Annotated in this window: 18 protein-coding genes and 1 tRNA gene; 11 read left to right on the top strand and 8 right to left on the bottom strand. The window is 44.2% G+C overall.

All coding sequences use genetic code 11. From position 1 onward, the window contains the following. Positions 1-3: 3 nt before the first annotated feature. Positions 4-855, bottom strand: a complete 852-nt coding sequence (locus tag AC3E9V_RS25430; RefSeq protein ID WP_488750986.1) for a GNAT family N-acetyltransferase — start codon at positions 853-855, stop codon at positions 4-6. 1 nt (position 856) lies between these two features. Further along, positions 857-1,690, bottom strand: a complete 834-nt coding sequence (locus AC3E9V_RS25425) for a universal stress protein (protein WP_488750985.1) — start codon at positions 1,688-1,690, stop codon at positions 857-859. Positions 1,691-1,906: 216 nt separating this feature from the next. Between AC3E9V_RS25425 and AC3E9V_RS25420 the strand changes: the two genes are divergently transcribed. Then, positions 1,907-3,166 (top strand): adenylate/guanylate cyclase domain-containing protein, encoded by a 1,260-nt coding sequence (locus AC3E9V_RS25420; RefSeq protein WP_488750984.1) that lies wholly within the window; start codon positions 1,907-1,909, stop codon positions 3,164-3,166. Then, positions 3,163-5,187: a polyphosphate kinase 1 gene (ppk1, locus tag AC3E9V_RS25415; protein WP_488750983.1), complete on the top strand. Its 2,025-nt coding sequence runs from the start codon at positions 3,163-3,165 to the stop codon at positions 5,185-5,187. The genes AC3E9V_RS25420 and ppk1 overlap by 4 nt, the downstream gene beginning before the upstream one ends. A gap of 187 nt (positions 5,188-5,374) precedes the next feature. On the opposite strand, the gene AC3E9V_RS25410 is transcribed toward ppk1, so the two are convergent. Beyond that, positions 5,375-6,601: a Pycsar system effector family protein gene (locus tag AC3E9V_RS25410; protein ID WP_488750982.1), complete on the bottom strand. Its 1,227-nt coding sequence runs from the start codon at positions 6,599-6,601 to the stop codon at positions 5,375-5,377. A 71-nt stretch (positions 6,602-6,672) separates the two neighbouring features. Between AC3E9V_RS25410 and AC3E9V_RS25405 the strand changes: the two genes are divergently transcribed. The 4 genes from AC3E9V_RS25405 to AC3E9V_RS25390 all read left to right on the top strand — a co-directional run bounded on the left by AC3E9V_RS25405 (position 6,673) and on the right by AC3E9V_RS25390 (position 12,631). Then, positions 6,673-7,614 (top strand): SdiA-regulated domain-containing protein, encoded by a 942-nt coding sequence (locus AC3E9V_RS25405; RefSeq protein WP_488750981.1) that lies wholly within the window; start codon positions 6,673-6,675, stop codon positions 7,612-7,614. After that, entirely contained in the window at positions 7,611-11,282 is a 3,672-nt protein-coding gene (locus tag AC3E9V_RS25400) for a metallophosphoesterase (RefSeq protein WP_488750980.1), read from the top strand. The genes AC3E9V_RS25405 and AC3E9V_RS25400 overlap by 4 nt, the downstream gene beginning before the upstream one ends. Before the next feature lie 89 nt (positions 11,283-11,371). Next, positions 11,372-11,833, top strand: coding sequence for a MaoC family dehydratase (locus AC3E9V_RS25395; RefSeq protein ID WP_488750979.1), 462 nt, complete (start codon positions 11,372-11,374; stop codon positions 11,831-11,833). Positions 11,834-12,022: 189 nt separating this feature from the next. Next, positions 12,023-12,631, top strand: coding sequence for a YciE/YciF ferroxidase family protein (locus AC3E9V_RS25390; RefSeq protein WP_488750978.1), 609 nt, complete (start codon positions 12,023-12,025; stop codon positions 12,629-12,631). A gap of 278 nt (positions 12,632-12,909) precedes the next feature. Here the strand turns inward: AC3E9V_RS25390 and AC3E9V_RS25385 are convergent. Both AC3E9V_RS25385 and AC3E9V_RS25380 read right to left on the bottom strand, forming a co-directional pair. Then, positions 12,910-12,984, bottom strand: a tRNA-Val gene (locus AC3E9V_RS25385). Between the two features lie 465 nt (positions 12,985-13,449). Next, positions 13,450-13,815, bottom strand: coding sequence for a DUF1573 domain-containing protein (locus tag AC3E9V_RS25380; RefSeq protein ID WP_488750977.1), 366 nt, complete (start codon positions 13,813-13,815; stop codon positions 13,450-13,452). A 145-nt stretch (positions 13,816-13,960) separates the two neighbouring features. Between AC3E9V_RS25380 and AC3E9V_RS25375 the strand changes: the two genes are divergently transcribed. Beyond that, positions 13,961-15,202, top strand: a complete 1,242-nt coding sequence (locus AC3E9V_RS25375) for a sensor histidine kinase (RefSeq protein ID WP_488750976.1) — start codon at positions 13,961-13,963, stop codon at positions 15,200-15,202. Continuing rightward, on the top strand, positions 15,199-15,891 hold the full coding sequence (locus tag AC3E9V_RS25370; RefSeq protein WP_488750975.1) for a response regulator transcription factor: 693 nt from the start codon (positions 15,199-15,201) through the stop codon (positions 15,889-15,891). The genes AC3E9V_RS25375 and AC3E9V_RS25370 overlap by 4 nt, the downstream gene beginning before the upstream one ends. Here the strand turns inward: AC3E9V_RS25370 and AC3E9V_RS25365 are convergent. Further along, positions 15,865-16,806 (bottom strand): T9SS type A sorting domain-containing protein, encoded by a 942-nt coding sequence (locus AC3E9V_RS25365; protein ID WP_488750974.1) that lies wholly within the window; start codon positions 16,804-16,806, stop codon positions 15,865-15,867. The genes AC3E9V_RS25370 and AC3E9V_RS25365 overlap by 27 nt on opposite strands. Before the next feature lie 251 nt (positions 16,807-17,057). Here AC3E9V_RS25365 and AC3E9V_RS25360 point away from each other — a divergent pair, with 251 nt between their 5' ends. The 3 genes from AC3E9V_RS25360 (at position 17,058) to AC3E9V_RS25350 (ending at position 20,165) form a co-directional block, all read left to right on the top strand. Further along, positions 17,058-18,656: a sensor histidine kinase gene (locus AC3E9V_RS25360; RefSeq protein ID WP_488750973.1), complete on the top strand. Its 1,599-nt coding sequence runs from the start codon at positions 17,058-17,060 to the stop codon at positions 18,654-18,656. Continuing rightward, the gene (locus tag AC3E9V_RS25355) at positions 18,643-19,338 is read left to right on the top strand and encodes a response regulator transcription factor (RefSeq protein ID WP_488750972.1); all 696 of its coding nucleotides are present in this window, start codon (positions 18,643-18,645) and stop codon (positions 19,336-19,338) included. The genes AC3E9V_RS25360 and AC3E9V_RS25355 overlap by 14 nt, the downstream gene beginning before the upstream one ends. Before the next feature lie 98 nt (positions 19,339-19,436). After that, positions 19,437-20,165: a 1-(5-phosphoribosyl)-5-[(5-phosphoribosylamino)methylideneamino]imidazole-4-carboxamide isomerase gene (locus AC3E9V_RS25350; protein ID WP_488750971.1), complete on the top strand. Its 729-nt coding sequence runs from the start codon at positions 19,437-19,439 to the stop codon at positions 20,163-20,165. Here AC3E9V_RS25350 and AC3E9V_RS25345 read toward each other — a convergent pair. Then, on the bottom strand, positions 20,162-20,452 hold the full coding sequence (locus AC3E9V_RS25345; protein WP_488750970.1) for a hypothetical protein: 291 nt from the start codon (positions 20,450-20,452) through the stop codon (positions 20,162-20,164). The genes AC3E9V_RS25350 and AC3E9V_RS25345 overlap by 4 nt on opposite strands. A gap of 205 nt (positions 20,453-20,657) precedes the next feature. Next, entirely contained in the window at positions 20,658-22,196 is a 1,539-nt protein-coding gene (locus AC3E9V_RS25340; protein ID WP_488750969.1) for a YifB family Mg chelatase-like AAA ATPase, read from the bottom strand. Positions 22,197-22,260 lie beyond the last annotated feature (64 nt).

Genomic DNA, 22,260 nt, shown 5'->3' with positions numbered 1-22,260 from the left:
GTGCTAAATTACCAATTCCATTTCGTACTGAGTCACTTCATTTTTGAATCCTATCTTTTCAAGTTTCTCCAGTGTATCTATCTCATCTTCGGGAATGTTCATCAGTGTGATGTTTTTCTTTCTGGATAAAGCTTGTGCAGCCTGAAGCAGGGTGATGCCGATCCCTTTTCCACGGATGTTTTTATCTACTGCGAGCTGACTGATCCGGCCTACTGCCGGCTGGAACACAATGTATCCGACAAGCTTATCGTCCAGTTGAGCTTCCAGAATGATCTCATTGTTCATGTTATGAATGAGCTGGGCGCTGTTGTCCAGAAAAGAGGGAGTGAAGTCCCACAGCTTTTCGTACTCATCCTTTAGCTGAAACGACCGGGTAATCTTTAGCCCGTCTATTGATCTTGACTCATAGGTTTCATACATTTTGAAGCACTTAAAAACCCGGGTGAATTCAAAACCCAATGATTTGTAAAAGGAGACTGCAGGTTTATTATCTGTAATTACTTCCAGTAAAATTTTCTGTGCACCAAATTCTCTTAGCTTCGGCATCAACATCTCGTACAGGCCGGTCATGACATGGTTTTTGCGCTTTTGAGGGATAATGCCTGTGCCCCCATTGTAAGCCACTCGCTGACCATTGTAATCATTGATGGTATGCAAAATGAAACCGATCACTTCATCATCTTCACTCACAAGCCCTGAAAGATCGTTGGAGGCGTTTAGCTTATGGAAGATCCTGTGATAAAACTGAGAGATATTGGGCTGAAAGTTGACGTAATAATCCGAAAAAGACACTACGAATGCATTGTATAGTTGACCAATATCTTCTGAGGAAAAAAACTTATACTCAAGACTCATACTACTCGCGGAAACTCAGAAGGGGTATTTTAATATCGATGGCTATATTTTTGGTGACGGATTTTTTAAATAACCTCTCAAAGAAAGAATGTTTTCTTGGAATCATGGCCAGCATATCCAGCTTGTGTGATCTGGTAAATTCTACAATGGCCCGGATCACTGATTCTGATTGAACAGTCCTGGCAGAGCACTTGTTTTTCCCAAATTTTTTAGAGAGTTCAGCAATAAGCTTTTGATCATTTACAGTAAGCTTGTCAGGGTCATCCACTACTGAAAATACCATTATTTCTGACTCAAAATGACTGGCAAGTTCATTGATGATCTCCAGTTTCTTTATGTTTTTGATTTCCGAAAGGTCAGAGGCAAAACCTATTCTCCGTGGATGAAAAGACTTTACATCTTCAGGTATGACTATGACTGGTACTGAGGAGGAATCGATGATGTCTGTGGCGCGGGTCCCGATCAGATGCTCAATTTTATCATGTTTGGCCCGAGTACCCATAACTATCAGGTCAATGTTTTTGGTTTCGGCCTCTGTATATATTGCATCAGTCAGGTAAGATATAAACCGGTCGGCTTCATGTGGAACCTCATTGAGTTCTATGATCTCTGTTTCCAGCTCCTCAAAAGATTTTTTTACCTGGTTTTCATAATCCATCGTGATCGACTCAATGAGACTGCCTCCTACCAGGTCAGGGTGTGGTGTGTGGATATGTACGGCGTTGACCATGTGAATTTTAGCTCCAAAATCCTTTGCCAGACCAATAGCGATCCGCAATGCATTTTTGGAGCAGTTACTAAAGTCAACAGGGACAAGTATATTTTTAATCTTCATCGGCTCATGTCTTTTTTAAAACTGACGGTTTCTTATTACGTATTTTAAACTTACAACAGCTTTCAGTTCTCCAGGTTTCATATTAGTGATTTTTGCCCGTGCTGTTTTTTGTCTTAACTAAAAATAGTTCTATTTGGTCAATAATCCCAATAGCAATAGTTGTCATTTGGCAGAGCGACCAAAGCCCCGTAAATTATCCAATTATTAGGACGAATCATGAACTCAGGCTATTTAAATGCTGAAATAATTAAAGCTGAGAAAAAGCGTCTTGAGGTATTTATTGGCGTATTATCCGTAGCTATAGGCCTGTCACTTATTATCCAACTGATATTCCCCGGGATTATCAAAGACACTTTTACTAATCCGGTCTCTTATCCGCTGGTTATAGTAGTGGGGGTATTTATGATCTTCATGTTTTTTGTGGGCAAGTTATGGGTCAAAAGAGTCAGCCGTGAACAATTACGATTGCCCAGGCGATACTTTTGGTATACGGTGGTTCTGGAGGTACTCATCCCGTCAATGTGGCTGGTAGTGACTTCAGTGATTGAGCAAACATCAGCATTACTGGACTCCCCTATTATATTTATCTACTTTATACTGATCATAGTATCTTCTCTTCACCTGGATTTTTGGGTGAGTACGGCTATGGGCTTTCTTGTGGCGGTGTTTATCGCCGGGTTTACATACTGGGTGACCAACAAATACCCTATCGATTTTAACCTGCCTGTACTTATCTACTATATAAGAGCGGTGCTGTATTTCATGAGCGGCCTATGTGCCGGTTTTGTTGCTCAGGAGCTGAAACGAAGGCTTTCGGTAACCTATCAGCACATCAGGGAGAAGGAGGAAATAGAAGGATTATTCAATCAGCAGGTCTCCAGAGAGGTAGTGGAGGCATTGAAAGAAAAGAGGGATTATAGCGCCAGGCTGGATGTGACCATTCTTTTCCTGGATATTCGGGATTTTACGAAGCGGGTACAACACCTGACCCCGGAGGAAGTTAACCGTTTCCAAAATGATTTTTTCTCACCTGTGATAGAAATAGTTAACACGTACAAAGGGATCGTCAATCAAATCATGGGTGATGGCCTGATGGCTACCTTTGGAGCTCCTGTATCCAATGAAAAGCATCATGAGTCGGCCTGGCACTCGGTGCTGGAGATCCAGGAGTTTTTAGAGTATTTCAGAAAAAGAAACCCTGGGCATAGCTCTATTAATGTGGGAATGGGCATGCATTGCGGGGAGGTGCTTGTGGGCAACATAGGTACAGACTCGAGAAAACAGTTTTCTATTTCCGGGACCCCGGTCATTATTGCTTCGCGCCTTGAGCAGTTGAATAAGGAATATCAAAGTACTATCCTGATGTCAAGAGCCATGTTTGACAGGCTTAAAGACAAAATAGAAAACTTTGAGGTTATTGGGTTGATAAAAATCAAAGGGCTGGATTATGAATTGGAAATTATAAAGATATTATGAACAAAGAGCCCTTTTATGATCGTGACCTCAGCTGGCTTTCATTTAACCATCGCGTATTACTTGAAGCCAAAAAGGATCATGTGCCGTTGCTGGAGCGCCTCCGCTTTATAGCCATTTATTCGTCTAACCTGGACGAGTTTTTCCGGGTGCGTGTGGCCGGCCTGAGGCGACTTGTGGCAGTGGGCAAGAAAAAGATCAATAAGCGGCTAAACATGGACCCTGAAGAGGTATTGAGGAGTATTCATGAAGAGGTTGATAACCAGCTCGAAGACTATGGAGAAGCACTTTTCGAAATATTGGCGCAGCTGAGGGAAAAGGGTATAGACATCCACCGGGATTCGGACTTACCTCCGGACCATAAAGATGAATTGTCAGATTATTTCAAAATCAGGTTACTGGCCTTTTTACAGCCTCACTGGCTATCACATGAGCAAGTCCCTTTCCTGAAAAACAGGGCATTGTACTTTGTCTTGCGTTTGCGAGGCAGTGCAAACACAAAGTATGCTATTCTAAATATCCCGTCGGACAAAGTTCCGCGCTTTTATACCATAAGGTCTGCTGAAAAAACTCACGTTTATTTTATTGATGACATCATTCGCAATGGCCTGGGCTGGGTGTTTCCGGGATATGAAGTGCTGGAGTGCCGCAGCTTTAAGCTAAATAAGGATGCCGATCTTCAGATAGATGATGAATTTAGCGGTGACCTGGTGGCAAAAATAGAAAAGCAGGTAAAGAAAAGAGACCTGGGTGAGCCCACCAGGTTTCTCTATGACAGGGAGATTTCCACGGATCTTCTTTCAGTCTTTCGGGAGCTGTATAAGCTGGATGCGGAAGACCTGGTAGCCGGTGGCCGATATCATAATCTCAATGACTTTTTTCAGGTCCGGAATACCACGAATGAAAAGCTGGAATATGATCCGCTGGCTCCTGTAAGGAACCGCAATCTGGATCGTTATGGCAGTCTTTTTGAAGCCATCGATCAAAAGGATCAGGTTTTGCACTTCCCTTACCAGTCTTATGATTATGTGTTGCGGTTTTTTAATGAGGCCGCAATCGATCCTTTGGTTAAAGAAATCAATGTGACGTTTTACCGTATGGCAGAAAACAGTGTCATTGGAGATGCACTTATCAGCGCGTCTAAAAACGGCAAGCGGGTCAACGTCTTTATGGAGGTAAAAGCCCGTTTTGATGAAGAAAATAATCTGAAGTGGGCACAGCTTATGCGTGAGGCCGGGATAAATATCCAATACAGCATGCCGGGCCTCAAAGTGCATGCAAAAGTGGCGCTGGTAAGAAAAGAGCAGCAGGGTCAGACAAGCTATTATGGTTTTTTCGGGACAGGAAACTTAAATGAAAGTACGGCAAAGATCTACTGTGATCACGGTATACTTACCTCCCATCCTCAGATGACCCGGGAGCTGGAGCAGGTATTTACCTTTTTAAACCAGAAGACCCAGCCAAAGGAGTTTGACATGTTGATTGTAAGTCAGTTTGGAGCACTGGAACGCTTTACTGATCTTATTGACCGTGAGATCCAAAATGCTAAGTCGGGAAGGCCCGCCAAAATATGGATCAAACTTAACAATCTGGAGGAGCCCAACCTGATAAGAAAACTATATGAGGCGGCGGGAGAAGGAGTGGAGGTCAAAGTGCTGGCGAGAAGCATTTGCTGTCTGGTACCCGGAACGAATGGCATTGAAGTTTCCCGCATAGTAGATCGCTATTTAGAGCATGCCCGGATTTTTTATTTTTTTAATTCCGGGAAGGAAGATATTTACATGGGGTCTTCTGATTGGATGAACAGAAACCTGCACAGACGAGTGGAGGTCACTTTCCCAGTGCTGGATACAGATATTAAGGCTCAGATTTTACATATTCTGGAATTGCAGTTTTTAGATAACACATGTAGGGTCTTACTGGATGAAAAGATTGAGAATCAACCCATACAGCTGACTGGAGAACCTGTCAATGCTCAGACCGCCATTTATAGCTACCTGAAAAGTCTTCAGCTATCAAAGTAGGATTCCCATGCGAGATTCTGGTATAACTACCAAATGGAAGTACAACTCCCTTGCTGAAAGCTCTGCGTGCTCAAAGCTTTGATTGGCTGCTTTAAGCTCAATCCGGCGTTACCACTCTTCACCCTGTAATGGCGAAATAGCTCAAATGACCTGTTTATTATTTCTTCCCTGGTCACCGGCCAAAGGTTTAGTAGGGTGAAGGCGCTTTAAAAAAGACTTCTGCTATCATAAATGAAAGCACAGCAATTACAAACCCGAACATGAATATGGTATATGACACCCGTAACAACTTATATTTTTTACCAAGAACCACCCCTAAAAAATAAATATCTCTAATGAGGCTTGTATACAGGTAATCAGCATCTTTCATCATCTCTTTCATACCCCATTCGTATTTTTCCATCTCCATCCTGTGGAAATTTCCAAAAAACAGGAGGTTGGTCCGCTTGCTTAAAATGTCCTCCTGGGTGAATGTTCCCTTGGATACGTTAGGCCGGGTAGCAAGGATCGCAAAGACAATGGTACAGAGACATACGATCGTCATGATGAAAGCAGGAATGATCAGGTGGGGATATTCTTCCAGTTTTCGAAAAAGCACCGATACCAGAACCGAGAGGATAATGGAGTTTACGGAGATCATGATATTGGCCTTCGTGTCGGCCATGGCGCTGAGGTCCAGGTGATTTTTGGATGTGAGACGAAACATGGTCTCAATTCCACGAGTAGGGGTTATTTCCCTGGCTTTTTTTACTTTCTCCTTTAGCTTTTCTACCTGAGCTTCCAGGTTAGCCATTTCTTTTTCCTGCTTTTTCATTTTTTTTAACTTCTTTTTGACCTGTTTAAGGTTTTCTTTTTCCTTGTCGGCATATTGCTTTCTGGCGTACTCTGTGAAAAACTGATGCTCCTTTATGAATTCTTTGTTGCCCTCAAGCCAGGATCTCTCCGGGATATTCTCTCCTTTTACCTCCTGTATCTCCCGGTGTAGTAATTCAGCTTTATTGAAGTAATCCTCATTACCCAGGTGAAGAAGATCCGCATCACAAAGCACAGCTTCCAGCAGATTTTTTGGGCTTTGAGGCATTTTGGTAGCCATTATGCAGCCTGCTACCTGGGCTGCTTTTATATCATCGTAGGTTCTGGCGGAAAGAAAATCAAGGGCGATTGTAGCGCTCACCTCCTCATGGTTTTCGATCACTTCGCGGTAACCCAGGTCATGAAACCATCCGGCCAGCTCCACGATCTCAAGTTCAGATTCCTTGAGCCCGCTTTGCCGGCCTATTTCTAATGCAGCATTTACCACATCCCGTGTATGCTCAATGGAGTGATATTTAATGTGTGAGGATAGCTCATTGGCCAAAATATCCTCAGCAAATTGCCTAGCCTCAATCAGTAAATCCGACTTTTTTTCGGCCATTTCCAGTTGTTTTATGTGTGATTAAAATACCACATTTTCATATCATTCGTAAATAAAGGTAATTTTAAGATATGTATCTGCGGAACCAAAGGGCTCAGACCTCCTTTTACACTTTTATGTGGTTGATTTTTCTTGTCCTGACCTTTTTACAGTTAGGCTGTTCCACTGTTCCCTTTCGTCAGCGAGCAGACAGCCTGTTTTTGATTACGGATCATGTGAAGGTGTACTATGACCTGAAAAACCCCGTGGAAAAGCATTTTTTGCCCTATGTCCTGTCTGAAGTATCCGGGTTGACATATTTACCTGAGGACCGGGTCTTATGTGTAGAGGATGAGAGCGGGCGTGCGTATGAGTATAGTTTGAAGGAGCATAGGATTTTGAATGCTATCACCTTTAGTGATCCGGGTGATTTTGAAGGAATAGAGTATGTTAATGGAATGATCTATGTCCTGGAGAGTGATGGAGACATTTATCGGTTTCCATATACTGGTGATGATCAGGCAAAAGCTGAAAAGTTTGAAAATAAGCTCGATAGAAAAAATGATACCGAAGGCCTGGGGTACAACCCATACTCCGGAAGACTGCTTATAGCCTGTAAGGAAGAAGAAGATATCAAGGGTATCAATGCCAAAGGCAAGACCGTGTATGAGTTTGAGCTCTCAAAAGGTGAGCTCATCGAAAAACCATTTTTTGAAATCACAGCCGGGAAAATGAAAGAATTCTTTGAAACACATAGAGACTTTGAGTATGAAAAGGAGCGGATCAGGTTTAAGCCTTCGGCGATTGCCCACAACCCTCTTGACGGATACTTTTACCTGCTGGCTTCCGTGGGGAAAATGCTAATAGTACTGGATAAGGATGGAGAGGTAAAAGCTTCCTACCCCATAGCTCCGAGGATATTGAGTCAGCCGGAAGGTATATTCTTTGCTCCTGATGGCGACCTCTATATCAGCTCAGAAGGTGAAGGGGATAAGGGTTATATTGTCAAATTTACCCCGATTGAGAAGGAATGAATAGAAGAAAACTACTCTTCTTTACCGGATTTGTAATCTGCCTTTTTGCTCAAGCCCAGGAAGTGTCTGTTTATCTGATAGGGGATGCCGGTAAGCCTCTGTTCCCTTCGAATCCCACGCTTTCTTATCTGAAGGAGCTATCATCAGATGCCAGTGAGAATGACGTGATGATCTTTTTGGGAGATAATTTGTATCCAAATGGTTTGCCGGGTAAAGAGCACACGGATCGCGCTGAAATGGAGCGCAGACTGGATGAGTCACTGGAAGTCATGAAGGCCTTTGGAGGGAGATCATTTATCATTCCTGGTAATCATGACTGGGCTAACGGGAGTAAAGCAGGTTGGGATCAGCTACTCAACATGCAGAAGTATGTAGATGAGTATATGGGCAGGGAGACCGTATTTTTGCCACGAAATGGGTGTCCCGGCCCTGTCGAACTGTCCCTTACCCCGGAGATCACACTGATCATTATCGATACCCAGTATTTGTTACATCCCTGGGACAAGCCGGGTGAGGAGGATGGCTGTGATGCCAAATCAAGCACGGATGCATTACTGCTTCTGGATGATATATTGAGTCGAAATAAGGATAAACATGTTATAGTGGCTGGCCATCACCCGATGTATTCTTATGGCCCACATGGCAGCAAGTATACATTCAAGCAGCACATATTTCCCCTGACTGATGCCAATCGAAAACTCTGGGTACCCCTTCCTGTTGTTGGAAGTATATATCCGCTGTTCCGGATTTTGTTTGGGAGCAGGCAGGACATTGGTAATCCGAGATACAAACTGATCCGGAATACCCTGACAGGCTCTTTTGGTCAGGTAAAAGACCTTGTGTATGTAAACGGGCACGAGCATTCCCTGCAGTATATCCGGAGAGACTCGGTACACTACATCACAAGTGGATCGGGCTCAAAGTCTTCTTACGTTTCTACTGGTCCGGGGACGGAATTTTATCACGAAGGTCATGGGTTTGCCAGATTAACCTATGGAACCTCAGGAGCCGTCCGCCTCAGTTTTTATGACGGAGATCTTCAAGAAGAGCTCTATAACCATACAATCCTCACCAAAAAGGTAGAAGCAGTAGATCCGCAATCGTTTAATGAAGATTTCAGGGATAGCATAGTGGTAGCACCAATCAGTGATCAATACAGCGGAACAAATAAGGTCAGAAAGTACTGGCTGGGACCTAACTACCGGCAGGTCTGGGCCACACCGGTAGAGATGCCTGTCTTCAATATTGGTCAGGAGCACGGAGGGCTGGAAATTGTAAAGCTGGGGGGAGGCAACCAGACCAGATCTCTTCGGCTGGAGGCAAAAAATGGGCGTCAGTACGTTTTGAGGTCTCTTGATAAATATACCGAAAAGCTTTTGCCTACACCGCTCTACGAAACCCTTGTGGCGGATATCATTCAGGATCAAATCTCTGCAGCTAATCCTTATGGAGCTTTTGTCATACCGCCTTTAGCTGAAGCTGCGGGCATATACCATACCAACCCCCGCCTGGTTTATATTCCGGATGATCCGCGTTTTGGTAAGTATCAAGGCATTTTCGCCAACCTGCCTGTACTTTATGAAGAGCGCCCTAATGACGAAGCAGCACATGAATCATTTTTTGGTGGCGGAGAAGACATAGATGGCACACCTGACCTGATAGAGGAGCTCCATGATGATAATGATGAGGATGTGGATCAGCCTTTTGCGCTTCGCAACAGGCTTTTTGATATGATCATAGGGGACTGGGACCGGCATGAAGATCAGTGGAGGTGGGTACGGTTTGACAAAGAGCCAAAAGGCCATTTGTGGAGACCGATTCCACGAGACAGGGATCAGGTTTTTTTTGTGAACGAGGGTCTTTTTGGCTGGGCAGCTTCCCGAAAATTTGCTTTGCCAAATACGGAGGGTTTTGATGAACGAATGGATTATCCTCCAGGCTTCAATGCCAGCGCCCGCTTTTTCGACAGGACCTTCCTGAACGAACTGGACTGGAATGCCTGGAAAGAGCAGATTGAGCAGCTTGAGACCAATCTTACCGATGCGGCGATCGAACGGGCATTTGAGGTTTGGCCGGATACTATTCAAAAGCAGGCTGCTGATAGAACTATCCGGGTGTTGAAAGCCCGGCGGGATGACATGCGGAGATTTGCCCGTATACATTATTTGTTTCTTTCAGAGGAGGTAGAAGTGGTGGGCTCAAATAAGCACGAGTATTTTTTGGTAGAGCGTCTGCCACATGGAGAAACCAGGGTGACGGTGCGTAAGCGAAAGAAAGATGGCGAACTGGAACAGCTGATCTACAGCAGGACCTTTTTATCTGAAGAGACTAAAGAAATCAGGCTGTATGGTCTGGAGGGAGAGGATATTTTTGAACTCAAGGGAGAAGCAAAAGATGGCATAAAGGTGAGAATAATCGGAGGCGAGGATGAAGATAAAATTACGGATGCTTCAAAAGTGGCCGGGCCCGGAAAGAAGACGATCGTTTATGACCTGAAAAGCAATACGGAACTATATCCAGCTAAAGAAACCCGGTCTAAGCTGAGCAATAACGTCAATGTGAATGCTTATAACCGGACTGCATTTGAATACAATAAGTTATTCCCGCTAGTCAGTGTTCAGTTCAACCCTGACGATGGGTTGTTTCTCGGAGCGGGTTTTATTTTCACCAGGGAAGGTTGGAGAAAAGATCCGTTTGCATCGCGTCATGAGCTGAAAGCCAATGGTGCTTTTGAGACCGGAGCGGTAAATCTTTATTATAATGGTACATTTAGTGATGTAATCGGGAAGTGGGATCTGAATGCTGATATATCAGTCCAGCGGCCTTTTGCTGTTGCGAATTTCTTTGGTTTCGGGAATGAATCACAGTTTGATTATGATGGTGAGGGTATAGCCAGTGGGTATGAGGATGAGATCGATTTTTACCGTATTCGATATGAGCGTTCACAAAGTTTTCTGAACCTCACCTATAATCTGGGAAATAAAGGGACTTTCCGTATCGGACCGGAGCACCTGGCTTTTGAGCTTGAAGAGAAAGTTACAGATAGGTATATCAATGCCGCTGCCAGCACGGGTCAGGTAGACTCAGAGTCATTGTTTAGCAGCCACCAGTACGTGGGAGTGCGAACAGAAATACAAACGGACACCCGGGATCATGCGGCTCTTCCTTCGAGAGGAGTTTTTGCCAACTTTACATACACAAAATACTATGGGTCAAACAGGGTGTCTGAAGGCTTTTCCACTATCAGCGGTGAGTTTGGTTTTCTTATCTCTACTAAAATCCCTTCCCGGGTAACACTCGCAAACCGGCTTGGAGCACAATACAATTTTGGCGGGCTGGAGTATTTCAATGGGGCTTTTCTGGGTAAAGAAACCCTCAGAGGATATAGAAGGACCCGGTTTATCGGGAATGCTTCTTTCTATCACAATGTGGATCTGCGGATCCAGCTGTTTACATTCAGAAACTACCTGCTGCCGATGGGTGTGGGTGTCCTCGGGTTTCATGATGTGGGCAGGGTATGGCTGGAGGGAGAAAGCTCTTCAAAATGGCACACAGGCAGGGGCTTTGGTGTTTGGCTGGCTCCGCTAAATCAGGTCGTGATTACGGGCAATTTGGCATTTACAAGGGAGGAGACCTTACCTACTGTTACTTTTGGTTTTCAGTTTTAGCTTCGATTTTGTGACCGCTATGGTCTGAAAAGGGTTATTCTTAAAACCTTTGCTATCTTCACATCCTGAAACCTAAACGATCAATCTTTATGGCATTAGAAATCGGTAGTTTTGAGGAATTTGAAAAATATATCGGAAAGGACCTGGGACAGTCAGCACCACATAAAGTAACCCAGGAGCAGATCAATAAATTTGCAGATGCTACATTGGATCACCAGTGGATCCATGTGGACGAGCAAAAAGCAAAAGAAGGTCCGTTTGGCCAAACTATTGCTCATGGCTACCTGACCCTTTCATTGGTCCCACACATGTGGGAGCAGATCCTGAAGGCCAATAATCTGAAAATGATGGTAAACTACGGCCTGAATAATCTAAAGTTTAATCAACCGGTGCCAGTAGGCAGTGAGCTCATACTAAAAGCGCACCTGGAAAATGTCACCAATCTCAGAGGTATCACCAAAGCAGAAGTAGGGGCTCGTATGGAGATAGTGGGTAACAAAAAGCCTGCATATACAGCTACTATGATCCTGCTTTATCACTTCGAGTCCTGAGCGGGTAGCAGGTCTTTAATCATTTCTCCGGCTAACAACCATCATGTTTTTTGTGTAAGGGGCTGACTATCTTCATCTCATAAAATGTCAGAAATAAAATTCAGATGAGTCTATCATGGCTTTTTAGAGATAAACCTTACACGCATGAAATGAGCATGATGCCGGGACGCGTAGTCTCAACCCAAAACATTGAGAAACACCAACCTGCCTGCAGTAGCCACTTTCGGCAAAGGCAGGCCGGGTATGATCAAAGTTGGGCAGCAAACCGCTTATTTTGGAAACTTTAAACACATGAAACGTATTTTAGACCTTAACGACTTGATGGTGGAGCAGCTTCGTGAACTGTATGATGCCGAGGTTCAACTGGTTCCTTTTCTGGAGCGACTCAGATGGGAAGCCAGTGATTTTCAGCTGACACAGTTACTCACTAAGTATCAAAAAATCTCCGATGATAACCACTGGGTGCTCAAGCAGGTATTCAATGACTTGTTTACGCAAAAACGTGGGGAGAAAAATGAGTCAATACGACTGATGGAAGATCAGACGGATACCATTCTGAAGCGGTGTGCAACCAATGAAGTGAAGGATGCAGCGATCATTATCAGCCTTCAGCACATCATCCATTTTAAAATTGCTTCTTATGGAGCGGTATCCACCTATGCCAATATCATGGGGTTGTACAATGATGCGGCTAAGCTGCACGAGTTGGTAGACCTTGAGAAAAAAATTGACCGTAGGCTCGCAATGTTGGCTGATAGTGAAATAGACCGCAAGGCATTTAATTATCAGGCGAGTTAAATAAAAAAGCAGCTTTTCACTCAACCTATGAAGGACAGAATTTGCCTCCTGAAGGTGGCTGATTTTTTCAAGTTACTGGCAGGGATTCTTCCGAAGGAATGCCCCGCCTGACTAAGTCTGGTACGGTGGACAGGCATTCGGCAGAATCTGGTGCCTAATTGTGGGATATACTGGATTCGATCGTAGCGGCGAACCGCCCAGTGACCTCTGCCCTGTCTACGCGACCCTGTCTACGCGACCCGGTCAAAGGCAGCGCTCTAAACCATGCTTGTCAAATGTGGAGTGTATTGGATTCGAACCAACGACCCCCGCCCTGTCAAGGCGATGCTCTAAACCAGCTGAGCTAACACTCCATTTTTATCCTTGTGCTCTAAACCCCCCGATAGCTATTGGGGAGCTCCCCAAGTCAGGGCAAAAATACCTGAAGTGATGGTATAAAAAAATAATTCAACCACCTCACCTGAAAAGTATATAAATGCTTCGCAAAACTGTCGCACACTCCTTTGACCGCATCAGAGCGAGAAATTTTTTGCCCGAAGTAATCCGGCGGGATTGAAGCAGGATTTTTTTGTTTCGGAGGAATCTGACCGGATTGGAGCAAGAAGATTTTTTCTTTGAATAAACCTGGCGGGATTGACGCAGGATAATTTTTTCCGGGATTCCTATGAATGTGAGTTGAACAAAAAATATTTTTTATGGAGTTCTACACCCGTTGGGGTGCAAAATCTGGCACGGAAGTAACTTCCACGCCAGTGGAAAAAATAAAGGGAGCCGACACTCTGCCGACTCCCGATCATTTTGTGATAATAGATACGGTGTTATTCAACTACCTCACCTGAAAAGTAGAGATGGGTTGGTTCTTCTGACGCTGAGGTAGTGATCTTGATGCTCTTTTTGAATACGCCAGCTTTTTTCGAGCTAAACTTTGCGGTGATCTCTGCAGATTCGCCGGGAGCTATTGCGGCTTTTGGATAAGCGACCTCAGTGCATCCACATGAACCTTTAGCTTCTACGATAGTAATTGGTTCATCACTATTATTTGTAAATTCAAATGAGAGCGGTTTAGATTCTCCCATACTGATTTGGCCAAGGTCCAGTGAGGTGGTTTTCCAGGTAAGAGGACTTACTGCCGCTACAGCTGCTACAGCAATACCGACCATTAAAATAAGAGTTACTTTTTTCATAATTGATAAATTTTGGTTTCGTCAAAGATGAGAGCATGGATTCTCAAGACCTGTTAATGGATTCCAAAAGAATGTTAATGCCTTGTTAATGATTTCCTAAATCGGTTGTAAACCGTTTAATTAGAAGGATCAAGTAGTAAATAAGATGAAAAATCTACCCATACGGCTCTTAGTAGTGATTGGTGGTTTGACCATGGCAGCTATAGTAGCCATCCAGGTTTATTGGGTTTCGCAGGCCATAGATCGCCAGGAAGAGCAATTCAAGCTTTCTGTGCAGATGGCTCTTCGGAATGTTGTAGAGTCTCTATGCCAGATTAATGGAAATGATATCCCCTCCAACGATCCGATTGATCAGTTGTCAAATAATTATTTTATCGCGCGGACAAACTATAAGATCGATATCAGCTCCCTGGACTACCTTCTGAAAGCCGAACTGCAAAAACGTAATATCAAGCAGGATTATGAGTTTGGGGTGTATGACTGCCAGACAGACCGAATGGTCTATGGGGATTTTGTTTCTCTGAAAGACCAGGAAAAACAAAAAACCGAACCCAAAGGCTCTTTACCCAAACTTATCAATGATGAATATTATTTTGGAGTGTATTTTCCGGGAAAAAGCGGCGGTATCGTCAATAGTCTGGGGGTCTGGAAGGTAACAACAGTCCTGACTGTGGTGGTGCTGATCTTTTTCACGTACGCCCTTTTCGTCATCCTTCGGCAGAAAAGACTTGGTGAGATCCAGCGTGATTTTATCAACAATATGACTCACGAGTTTAAAACACCCCTGGCCACACTCAAAGTCTCCTCAGAAGTCTTGTTAAATGAATCTGCCTCCGAAAGACAGAAACGCTATGCGGGCATCGTTTTATCTGAGACCGACCGACTACAAAAGCACGTACAGCAGCTTTTAGAAACATCGCTCCTGGACCATAAAAACCAGAAAAGGATTGAGCTTATTGAGCCGGAGGAGGTTATAAAAATGCTGATTGATCGTTTTCGCATGACCCCCGGAATCCCGATTACAGACCATATTCGGCTTTCAGGTAAAAAGATAAAAGGAGACCCCATGCTCTTTGAAAATATCGTATTCAATCTGCTGGATAATGCCACAAAGTACGGAGAGTCAAAAGTGGAGGTGAAAGTAGTAGAGGCAGGCGATAAACTGAAAGTTATGGTACTTAATGATGGACCCATCATATCTTCAAAAGACCAAAAGAGGATTTTCAGAAAGTTTTATAGAATACAAAAGGGCGACAGGCATGATGTAAAAGGTTTTGGGCTGGGCTTGTATTTTGTGAAAAGTGCAGTGAGGACTTTCCATGGGAGCATCCACGTACACTCAACCGGCGATGAAACGACATTTACACTAACCATTCCTTTTGTATGAAACCAAAGATCTTACTGGCAGAAGATGATGAGAATCTGGGGTTTGTAGTGGAAGACCACTTTCAGCTAGAGGGCTTTGATGTGGTACATGCCAAAGATGGCGAATCAGCGCTCCGGGCCTTTAAAGATCACCAGTTTGACTGCTGTGTGATAGATGTGATGATGCCAAAAATGGATGGATTTTCCCTGGCGACCCGGATCCGTACCTATGATGAGTTTATCCCGATTCTTTTTCTGACGGCTAAGTCCATGGAGGAAGATCGTCTCAGAGGTTTTGAGATTGGTGGAGATGATTATATCACCAAGCCGTTTTCGATCAGCGAGCTTACTTACAGGGTCAGGGTTTTTTTAAGGAGAAAAGTGGATGTATCTGCAGGTGAAAACTTCCTCACCTTAGGGAAGCTTAAATTTGATGATAAGAACCTGCGGATCATGGGACCCGATACCCAGGTGAGCCTTACCCAAATGGAGGCAGACCTTTTAACGATGCTTATTGAGAGCCGAAATAAACTCCTTAAGCGGGAAGATATTTTGGTAAAGATCTGGGGAGAGAACGATTATTTTAAAGGAAGAAGCCTGGATGTATTTATATCCAGGCTCCGTAAATACCTGAAAGCTGACCCGGACCTGGAGATCCGCAATCACCACGGCGTGGGGTTTACATTAGTTGATCACAATTTTTCTGGTTAGTCGCTTACCTTCTTGTTGCACTTCCAGGAGGTAGGTGCCCTCCTCTTGTCGGGAAAGATCTACTGTCTCAGAGTAAAGCCCGCTAAAGCGCTCGAAATACCGGTTAAATACTTCTTTTCCATCCAGGTTGTAGACTTTGATCGAAAGCGCTCCTTCTCCGGGAGTTTTAAAGCGTAGTTTAAACCGCCCATTTGGTGATGGGTTCGGGTAATAGCTGAGATCCTCAAGGTTTAGCTTGTTGCTTTCTTTGACCGTTCCCTTTTTGCCAAATTCTTCCCCAACATCTTCCGTTATTTTGATGATCTTTTTTACGGAGATCTCTATGGCTCGCTGCATCCCTTCGTCCATCTCTTGCAGTTCCTTGCTGACACGAATTTCCATCTCCTTGGCAAGAGAGTCGGACCAGCTGAAATCAAAAGCATCATCATCAAATCCAAAGACCTTGAAGTGGCCATAATTGAGTTTTTCCAGCTTCTTACGCATCTCTTCGTCCATCTCACTCATATGTTTATGGAGCTCTTCCATCCTGATCTCAAACTCCTTCATCATTGAGTCGTTTGGGTGGATCATCCTAAAGTGTTCGGCAAATGTGTCTTTACCATCTTCATTCCCAAATCGGAAGGAGTAATGATTATCACCTTCGTCTTCATCACCCTCAAACACACCATATTGGTTTGGGTGCCTGAAAAAGAAATTGACCTGGTCGTCTTCACCCATGAATTCTTTCAGGTTTTCATCCGCCCGCATTTGTTCCTCAGACTCGTAGGAACCTTCATACGTTTTTTGCTCACCATCGATCTCTCTGGTGATCTTTACTCTGATCTGGCTGTCTTTGTCCTGTGCCTGGGTAGCTAACCCAAACAGAATCATTACCAGAAAGCCGATCATTGGTTTAGTGAAAGTTCTTTTCATCATATTCACTTGCTTTTTTTAAAGTCGGTGTACTTTGGGTTACCCAAAGTGTCATTCGAATGTACGCGGATCTTAAATGCGCAGCTGTTAAATGCCGGTTAATGAATGTTAAAAATGGTTAATTGAGCATCTTGAGGGCATTTTCGCCGTATTTTTGTAGGGATGAAACAGGCTATGCCTGGAATAATTATTGAGACACAGGAGCACAATTAAGCCGTGTGCCAAATCTCAGGGGTTGTCACAATTTTAAACAGATGAAGCGCACAACTATACGATGGATCATTGGGATGATGAGTGTGGCGCTGCTGGGCCTGATCGGCTTTCAGTGGTACTGGATAGATTCTGTCATTCGGTCAAACGAGGAGCGCTTTAAGCGAGATGTTTTGGAGGCCCTGCACTCAGTATCAGAAAAACTTGAAAAGCAAGAGGCATTATTCACTTATCATCAACGAATGGCTTATGCTTCTGCCAATCCGTTTCAGACACCTCCTGCCACCTGGAACTACAGAACCAATAACCAGAACCAGAGTGATTCTCCCAGACCGGTCACCACTACCAGGGATTCTGTCGTAGAAGGCGAGTTTGGGTTTAATATTTATTTTGACTTTCAGACCGGAGCCATCACAAGGTCTGAAGTGCAGATACAGGAAATGCCCGATCAGGAAAAAGCCCGACTAAGAAAACTTCAGGAACAGAATGAACGTGAGATGCGTGCCTTTCGGGAGCAAATGGAGCGTGTCACGCGGAAGTCAGAGATGGTATTTCAGGTGCTGGAAAATGTACTGCTCCCTGAGCGTTCGGTGCTTTCCCGTTTCAACCCCGGCCAGCTGGATTCATTGCTTGAGTTTGAATTGGCAGATCGGGGAATAGATATTGGATTTGACTATGCGGTGATATCCCCTGTGCAAAATCGATTTGTTTTATTAAAAAACCAGAAGGCTAAGGAAGAGCTTCAGGAAAGTGAACTAAGAGCAAATCTTTTTCCCAATGACCTGATGGGAGACCCAAACTGGCTGGTCGTCAATTTCCCGGATAAGCAGCAGTTTTTATTAAAGAAGATCTGGTTGACCATGGCCAGCTCAGGATTTCTGGTGTTGATCATTATCTTTTCTTTCGGGTATTCCATACACACCATCATTCGTCAGAAAAAACTTTCTGAGATGAAGAATGACTTCATCAATAACATGACCCATGAGCTAAAAACGCCGATCGCCACCATTTCCCTGGCCAGCGAAGCTCTGAGTGATAAAGAAATTAACGAATCTCCCGGACTGAAAGATCGCTACCTTAAGGTCATATCTGATGAAAATAAGCGGTTGGGTGAGCAGGTGGAACGTGTGCTAAACATGGCCGCTCTGGATAAAAACGATATTGAACTGAAATGCGAGGCATTGGATATGGAATCAATGGTAGCAGCAGCTATCGATAAGACCTCCATCCAGGTAGAAAAACGTGGGGGGCAGATTAAGTTTATTGACAATGCGGACCGAAAAACGGTCTTTGGAGACAAAACCCATTTGACAAACATTTTGGTCAACCTGCTGGACAATGCTAATAAATATTCACCCGAGTCTCCCGCCATATCCATTCGGCTGTACAATAAAACGGATCAGCTGATGATAGCCGTTCAGGACCATGGCATTGGTATGACCAAAGAGGCGATCAATCATATTTTTCAGAAATTTTACCGTGTGCCTACAGGAAATATCCACGATGTGAAAGGCTTTGGTCTGGGACTGGCTTATGTGAAGACCATGACCGAGCTACACCATGGGTCCATCTCTGTGGAAAGCGAACCGGGAAAAGGAAGTAAGTTTACCATATCATTACCGCTACACCATGGAGAAGCCTAGACTATTAGTGGCCGAAGATGACCCCAACCTGGGTCAGATCCTTAATGAGTACTTGAGCCTCAAAGGATATGAAACCACCCTTTGTAAAGACGGAGAAGAAGGGGTGCGTAAATTTCAGCCGGGTAAATTCGACTTATGTGTCCTCGACCTGATGATGCCGAAGAAGGACGGATTTCAGCTCGCATCTGAGATCAAAGAAATTGAGCCGGAGATCCCCATTATTTTTCTCACGGCAAAATCCATGAAAGAGGACATCCTCCAGGGCTTCAAGATCGGGGCGGATGATTACATCACAAAGCCGTTTAGTATGGAGGTGCTGCTTATGAGGATCAAGGCAGTCCTCAACAGGACCATGAAAGAGGATCAGGACAAAGACCTTCCCAGGGAGGTAAAAATTGGTAGTCTGAGCTATGAATATGCCCAAAACAAGCTGGTAATGCCTTCGGGTGAGATCAAACTTACGACAAAGGAAAATGAGCTGCTCAAATTGTTTTTAGAAAACCTCAATCAAACGGTCAATCGTAGTATAGCTTTGAAAAAGATCTGGAAAGATGACTCCTATTTCAATGCCAGAAGTATGGATGTGTACATTGCCAAGCTCCGCAAATACCTTAAGGAGGAAGAGTCACTGAAGCTGTTGACAGTACATGGAGAGGGGTTTAAGATGGTTCACCTAAATTGATTTCCATTCGGTATATTTGTGACCGCTGAGAAACATTAACCAGCCCGTTTTTTATCTTGAGAAGCGGATTTCAAACTTTTAAGCCCCAACTTGAACCTATGCTTTTAGTCCCTTCCATTTCCGTCATTAAGGGTAGAACCATTCGACTCACTCAGGGAGATTACGAAAACGAAAAGGTCTATGATGTCAGTCCGCTGGATGTCGCGGAACGTTTCGTTGACCATGGCGTTTCCAGGATTCACCTTATAGATCTGGAAGGCGCCAAACAAGGTTCGCCGGTCAACTACCCTACGCTGGAAATGATAGCCGGCCACACAGATCTCAAGATTAATTTTGCAGGGGGATTGCATACGGACGGGGCTATACTGAAATCCCTGGAATATGGAGCTTCTGACATCACAGCAGCTACTATTGCAGCCTATAATAAGGAGCTTTTTGCTTCATGGATTATGTCTTATGGCCGTGAAAAAATCGCCCTGGGGGCCGATGCACTAAATGGCTTGATAAAAATAGGTGGCTGGCAAAAGGACACAAAGATTGATCTCATTGATCATGTTCAGTATTTTTATGATCGGGGGTTGAAGTATTTGAAGACTACAGACATCTCAAGAGACGGTGCACTTGAAGGACCTTCCTTTGATTTATATAAGGATTTGATGAAGCGCTTTCCTGAGCTTTGCATTTTTGCCAGCGGTGGAGTGCGGAATATGGAAGATATCAAGCAGTTGGAAGACCTTGGGGTATATGGAGTGATCTTCGGAAAAGCTTTTTACGAAGGTAAAATTACCCTGAAAGACATAGAGACCTTTATCAAAGAGTATAATTAAAATTGATATTCGTTGCCTACGGGGTCTTCGTTATACTTCAGCTTATAGATAAAGTAAAAAACAAAATTGAATTTGCTGAGTGAGTTAATGGTAGTGCTATCCTGACTTTTCTTTAATACCTCTGTCTCCGTCTCTTCAGGTATGATCTTCACCACAGGGGCCGGACTTTGTCCTTCAGGCTGGTTTTCTTTAAGTTCTTCTTTTTTACCTTCTTCTGTAGTGCCTGTATTTTTTGATTCGCCCGTATTTTCTGTGTTGTTATTGGTACTTGCATATGCAGGTCCCACCAGAAAGAGTGCGACGAAAAGGATCGATATGGAGACTAGTCGTTTCAGTTTAAGTAAGGTTAGTTCAGTAAAATTACGAAAAAGAAGTCTTAAGGTTGAGTTTTTATCACTTTTTATGAGGCAAAACGCTATAATCGAAATAAAAGATTGAAAATTTTATTTCTGTAAAATTTTAAGTGGATTTTTCGACGTTTCACCTGTTTTTTTAGCCTGCCCAGCCTTCACGATCCAGACTCCTGTATTGGATTGCTTCAGCTAAATGCTCGATTTTGATCTCTTCACTCTCGGCCAGGTCAGCGATGGTTCGCGATACTTTCAGGATCCGGTCGTAAGCTCTCGCAGAAAGGCCCAGCTTTTCCATGGCTGTTTTGAGCAGTGTTTTACCTGCGGCATTGATCTTACAAACTTCTTTGCTTTGGGTGGACCCCATCATGGCGTTGTTGAAGATTTCAGGGTTTTCTTTAAACCGCTTTCGCTGGATATCTCTGGCGCTGATCACCCGCTCTCGAATCTCAAGGCTTGACTCAGCTTTCCGGTCTGCAGTCATCTGGTCAAATGACACAGGAGTTACTTCTACATGAATGTCTATCCGGTCCAGAAGGGGCCCGCTTACTTTATTCAGGTATCGTTGTACAACACCCGGCGCACAGACACATTCTTTCTCCGGGTGATTGTAATAACCGCATGGACATGGGTTCATACTGGCTATCAACATGAAGTTAGCCGGGTAATCCAGGGATACTTTGGCTCTGGAGATAGTCACCCTTCGCTCTTCCAGTGGCTGGCGCATCACTTCAAGCACCGTCCGCTGAAACTCCGGGAGTTCATCTAAAAACAGTACGCCATTATTGGCCAATGAGATCTCGCCGGGCTGTGGAATACCCCCTCCGCCAACCAATGCAACATCTGAGATCGTGTGGTGTGGACTTCTGAATGGCCTGTTAGAAATGAGTTTTGCATTATCCCCCAGCCTGCCAGCTACAGAGTGGATTTTTGTAGTTTCCAAAGCCTCATGCAGTGATAAGGGTGGTAGAATAGACGGCAACCTTTTGGCAAGCATGGTTTTACCCGCTCCCGGGGGACCGATCATGATTACGTTGTGTCCCCCGGCCGCAGCAATCTCCATGGCCCGTTTGATGTTTTCCTGACCCTGTACATCCGCAAAATCAGAATCTACTTGATCCAGATCATGGAAAAACACGTCCCTGGTATCATAATCCAGTGGTTTTAATACTTCAGAGCCATCGAGGTGTCCTATAGCCTCCTGTAGGGTTTCTACTCCTATGACGTCCAGATCATCTACGATTGCTGCTTCAGAAGCATTTTCCATGGGAAGTATAAATCCGCTAAATCCCTTTTTGCGTGCTTCAATAGCTATTGGTAATGCGCCTTTGATTGGTCGCAGTATTCCATCTAGAGAAAGCTCTCCCATGATCACGTATTTTTCCAGCTCAGGAAACTCTACCTGCCCGGAAGCTTGTAAGATTCCCAATGCAATAGGTAAGTCATAGGAAGAACCTTCCTTTTTGATATCTGCAGGCGCGAGGTTTATGACGATCTTTTGGCGGGGCATTTTGTAACCAATGTGTTTTAAGGCAGAATCCACACGTTGTTCGCTTTCTTTTACAGCTGAATCGGGGAGCCCTACCATGAGAAACTTGGTCCCTTGTCCGACATTGATCTCTACGGTTATGGTGTACGCATTTACACCATAGACAGCACTTCCATAGGTCTTTGCAAGCATGGGTTCGAAGATAGCATAAAATGGGAAAGAGAAGAGATAATGATTGAGAATCTCGAGATTGTAT

The organism is Marinoscillum sp. HNIBRBA16962, assembly GCF_057801515.1.
Note: the sequence above shows the minus strand (reverse complement) of the source record. Positions and strands in the feature narration are given on the sequence as shown.

Excerpts from the sequence above, each read along its gene's own strand:
- AC3E9V_RS25375 (WP_488750976.1), top strand. The coding sequence starts at position 13,961 with ATGAAAAATCTACCCATACGGCTCTTAGTAGTGATTGGTGGTTTGACC.
- AC3E9V_RS25350 (WP_488750971.1), top strand. The coding sequence starts at position 19,437 with ATGCTTTTAGTCCCTTCCATTTCCGTCATTAAGGGTAGAACCATTCGA.
- AC3E9V_RS25365 (WP_488750974.1), bottom strand. The coding sequence starts at position 16,806 with ATGATGAAAAGAACTTTCACTAAACCAATGATCGGCTTTCTGGTAATG.
- AC3E9V_RS25340 (WP_488750969.1), bottom strand. The coding sequence starts at position 22,196 with ATGCTTGCAAAGACCTATGGAAGTGCTGTCTATGGTGTAAATGCGTAC.
- AC3E9V_RS25420 (WP_488750984.1), top strand. The coding sequence starts at position 1,907 with ATGAACTCAGGCTATTTAAATGCTGAAATAATTAAAGCTGAGAAAAAG.
- AC3E9V_RS25405 (WP_488750981.1), top strand. The coding sequence starts at position 6,673 with ATGTATCTGCGGAACCAAAGGGCTCAGACCTCCTTTTACACTTTTATG.
- AC3E9V_RS25400 (WP_488750980.1), top strand. The coding sequence starts at position 7,611 with ATGAATAGAAGAAAACTACTCTTCTTTACCGGATTTGTAATCTGCCTT.
- AC3E9V_RS25370 (WP_488750975.1), top strand. The coding sequence starts at position 15,199 with ATGAAACCAAAGATCTTACTGGCAGAAGATGATGAGAATCTGGGGTTT.
- AC3E9V_RS25360 (WP_488750973.1), top strand. The coding sequence starts at position 17,058 with ATGAAGCGCACAACTATACGATGGATCATTGGGATGATGAGTGTGGCG.
- AC3E9V_RS25410 (WP_488750982.1), bottom strand. The coding sequence starts at position 6,601 with ATGGCCGAAAAAAAGTCGGATTTACTGATTGAGGCTAGGCAATTTGCT.
- AC3E9V_RS25355 (WP_488750972.1), top strand. The coding sequence starts at position 18,643 with ATGGAGAAGCCTAGACTATTAGTGGCCGAAGATGACCCCAACCTGGGT.
- ppk1 (WP_488750983.1), top strand. The coding sequence starts at position 3,163 with ATGAACAAAGAGCCCTTTTATGATCGTGACCTCAGCTGGCTTTCATTT.
- AC3E9V_RS25425 (WP_488750985.1), bottom strand. The coding sequence starts at position 1,690 with ATGAAGATTAAAAATATACTTGTCCCTGTTGACTTTAGTAACTGCTCC.
- AC3E9V_RS25380 (WP_488750977.1), bottom strand. The coding sequence starts at position 13,815 with ATGAAAAAAGTAACTCTTATTTTAATGGTCGGTATTGCTGTAGCAGCT.
- AC3E9V_RS25430 (WP_488750986.1), bottom strand. The coding sequence starts at position 855 with ATGAGTCTTGAGTATAAGTTTTTTTCCTCAGAAGATATTGGTCAACTA.
- AC3E9V_RS25395 (WP_488750979.1), top strand. The coding sequence starts at position 11,372 with ATGGCATTAGAAATCGGTAGTTTTGAGGAATTTGAAAAATATATCGGA.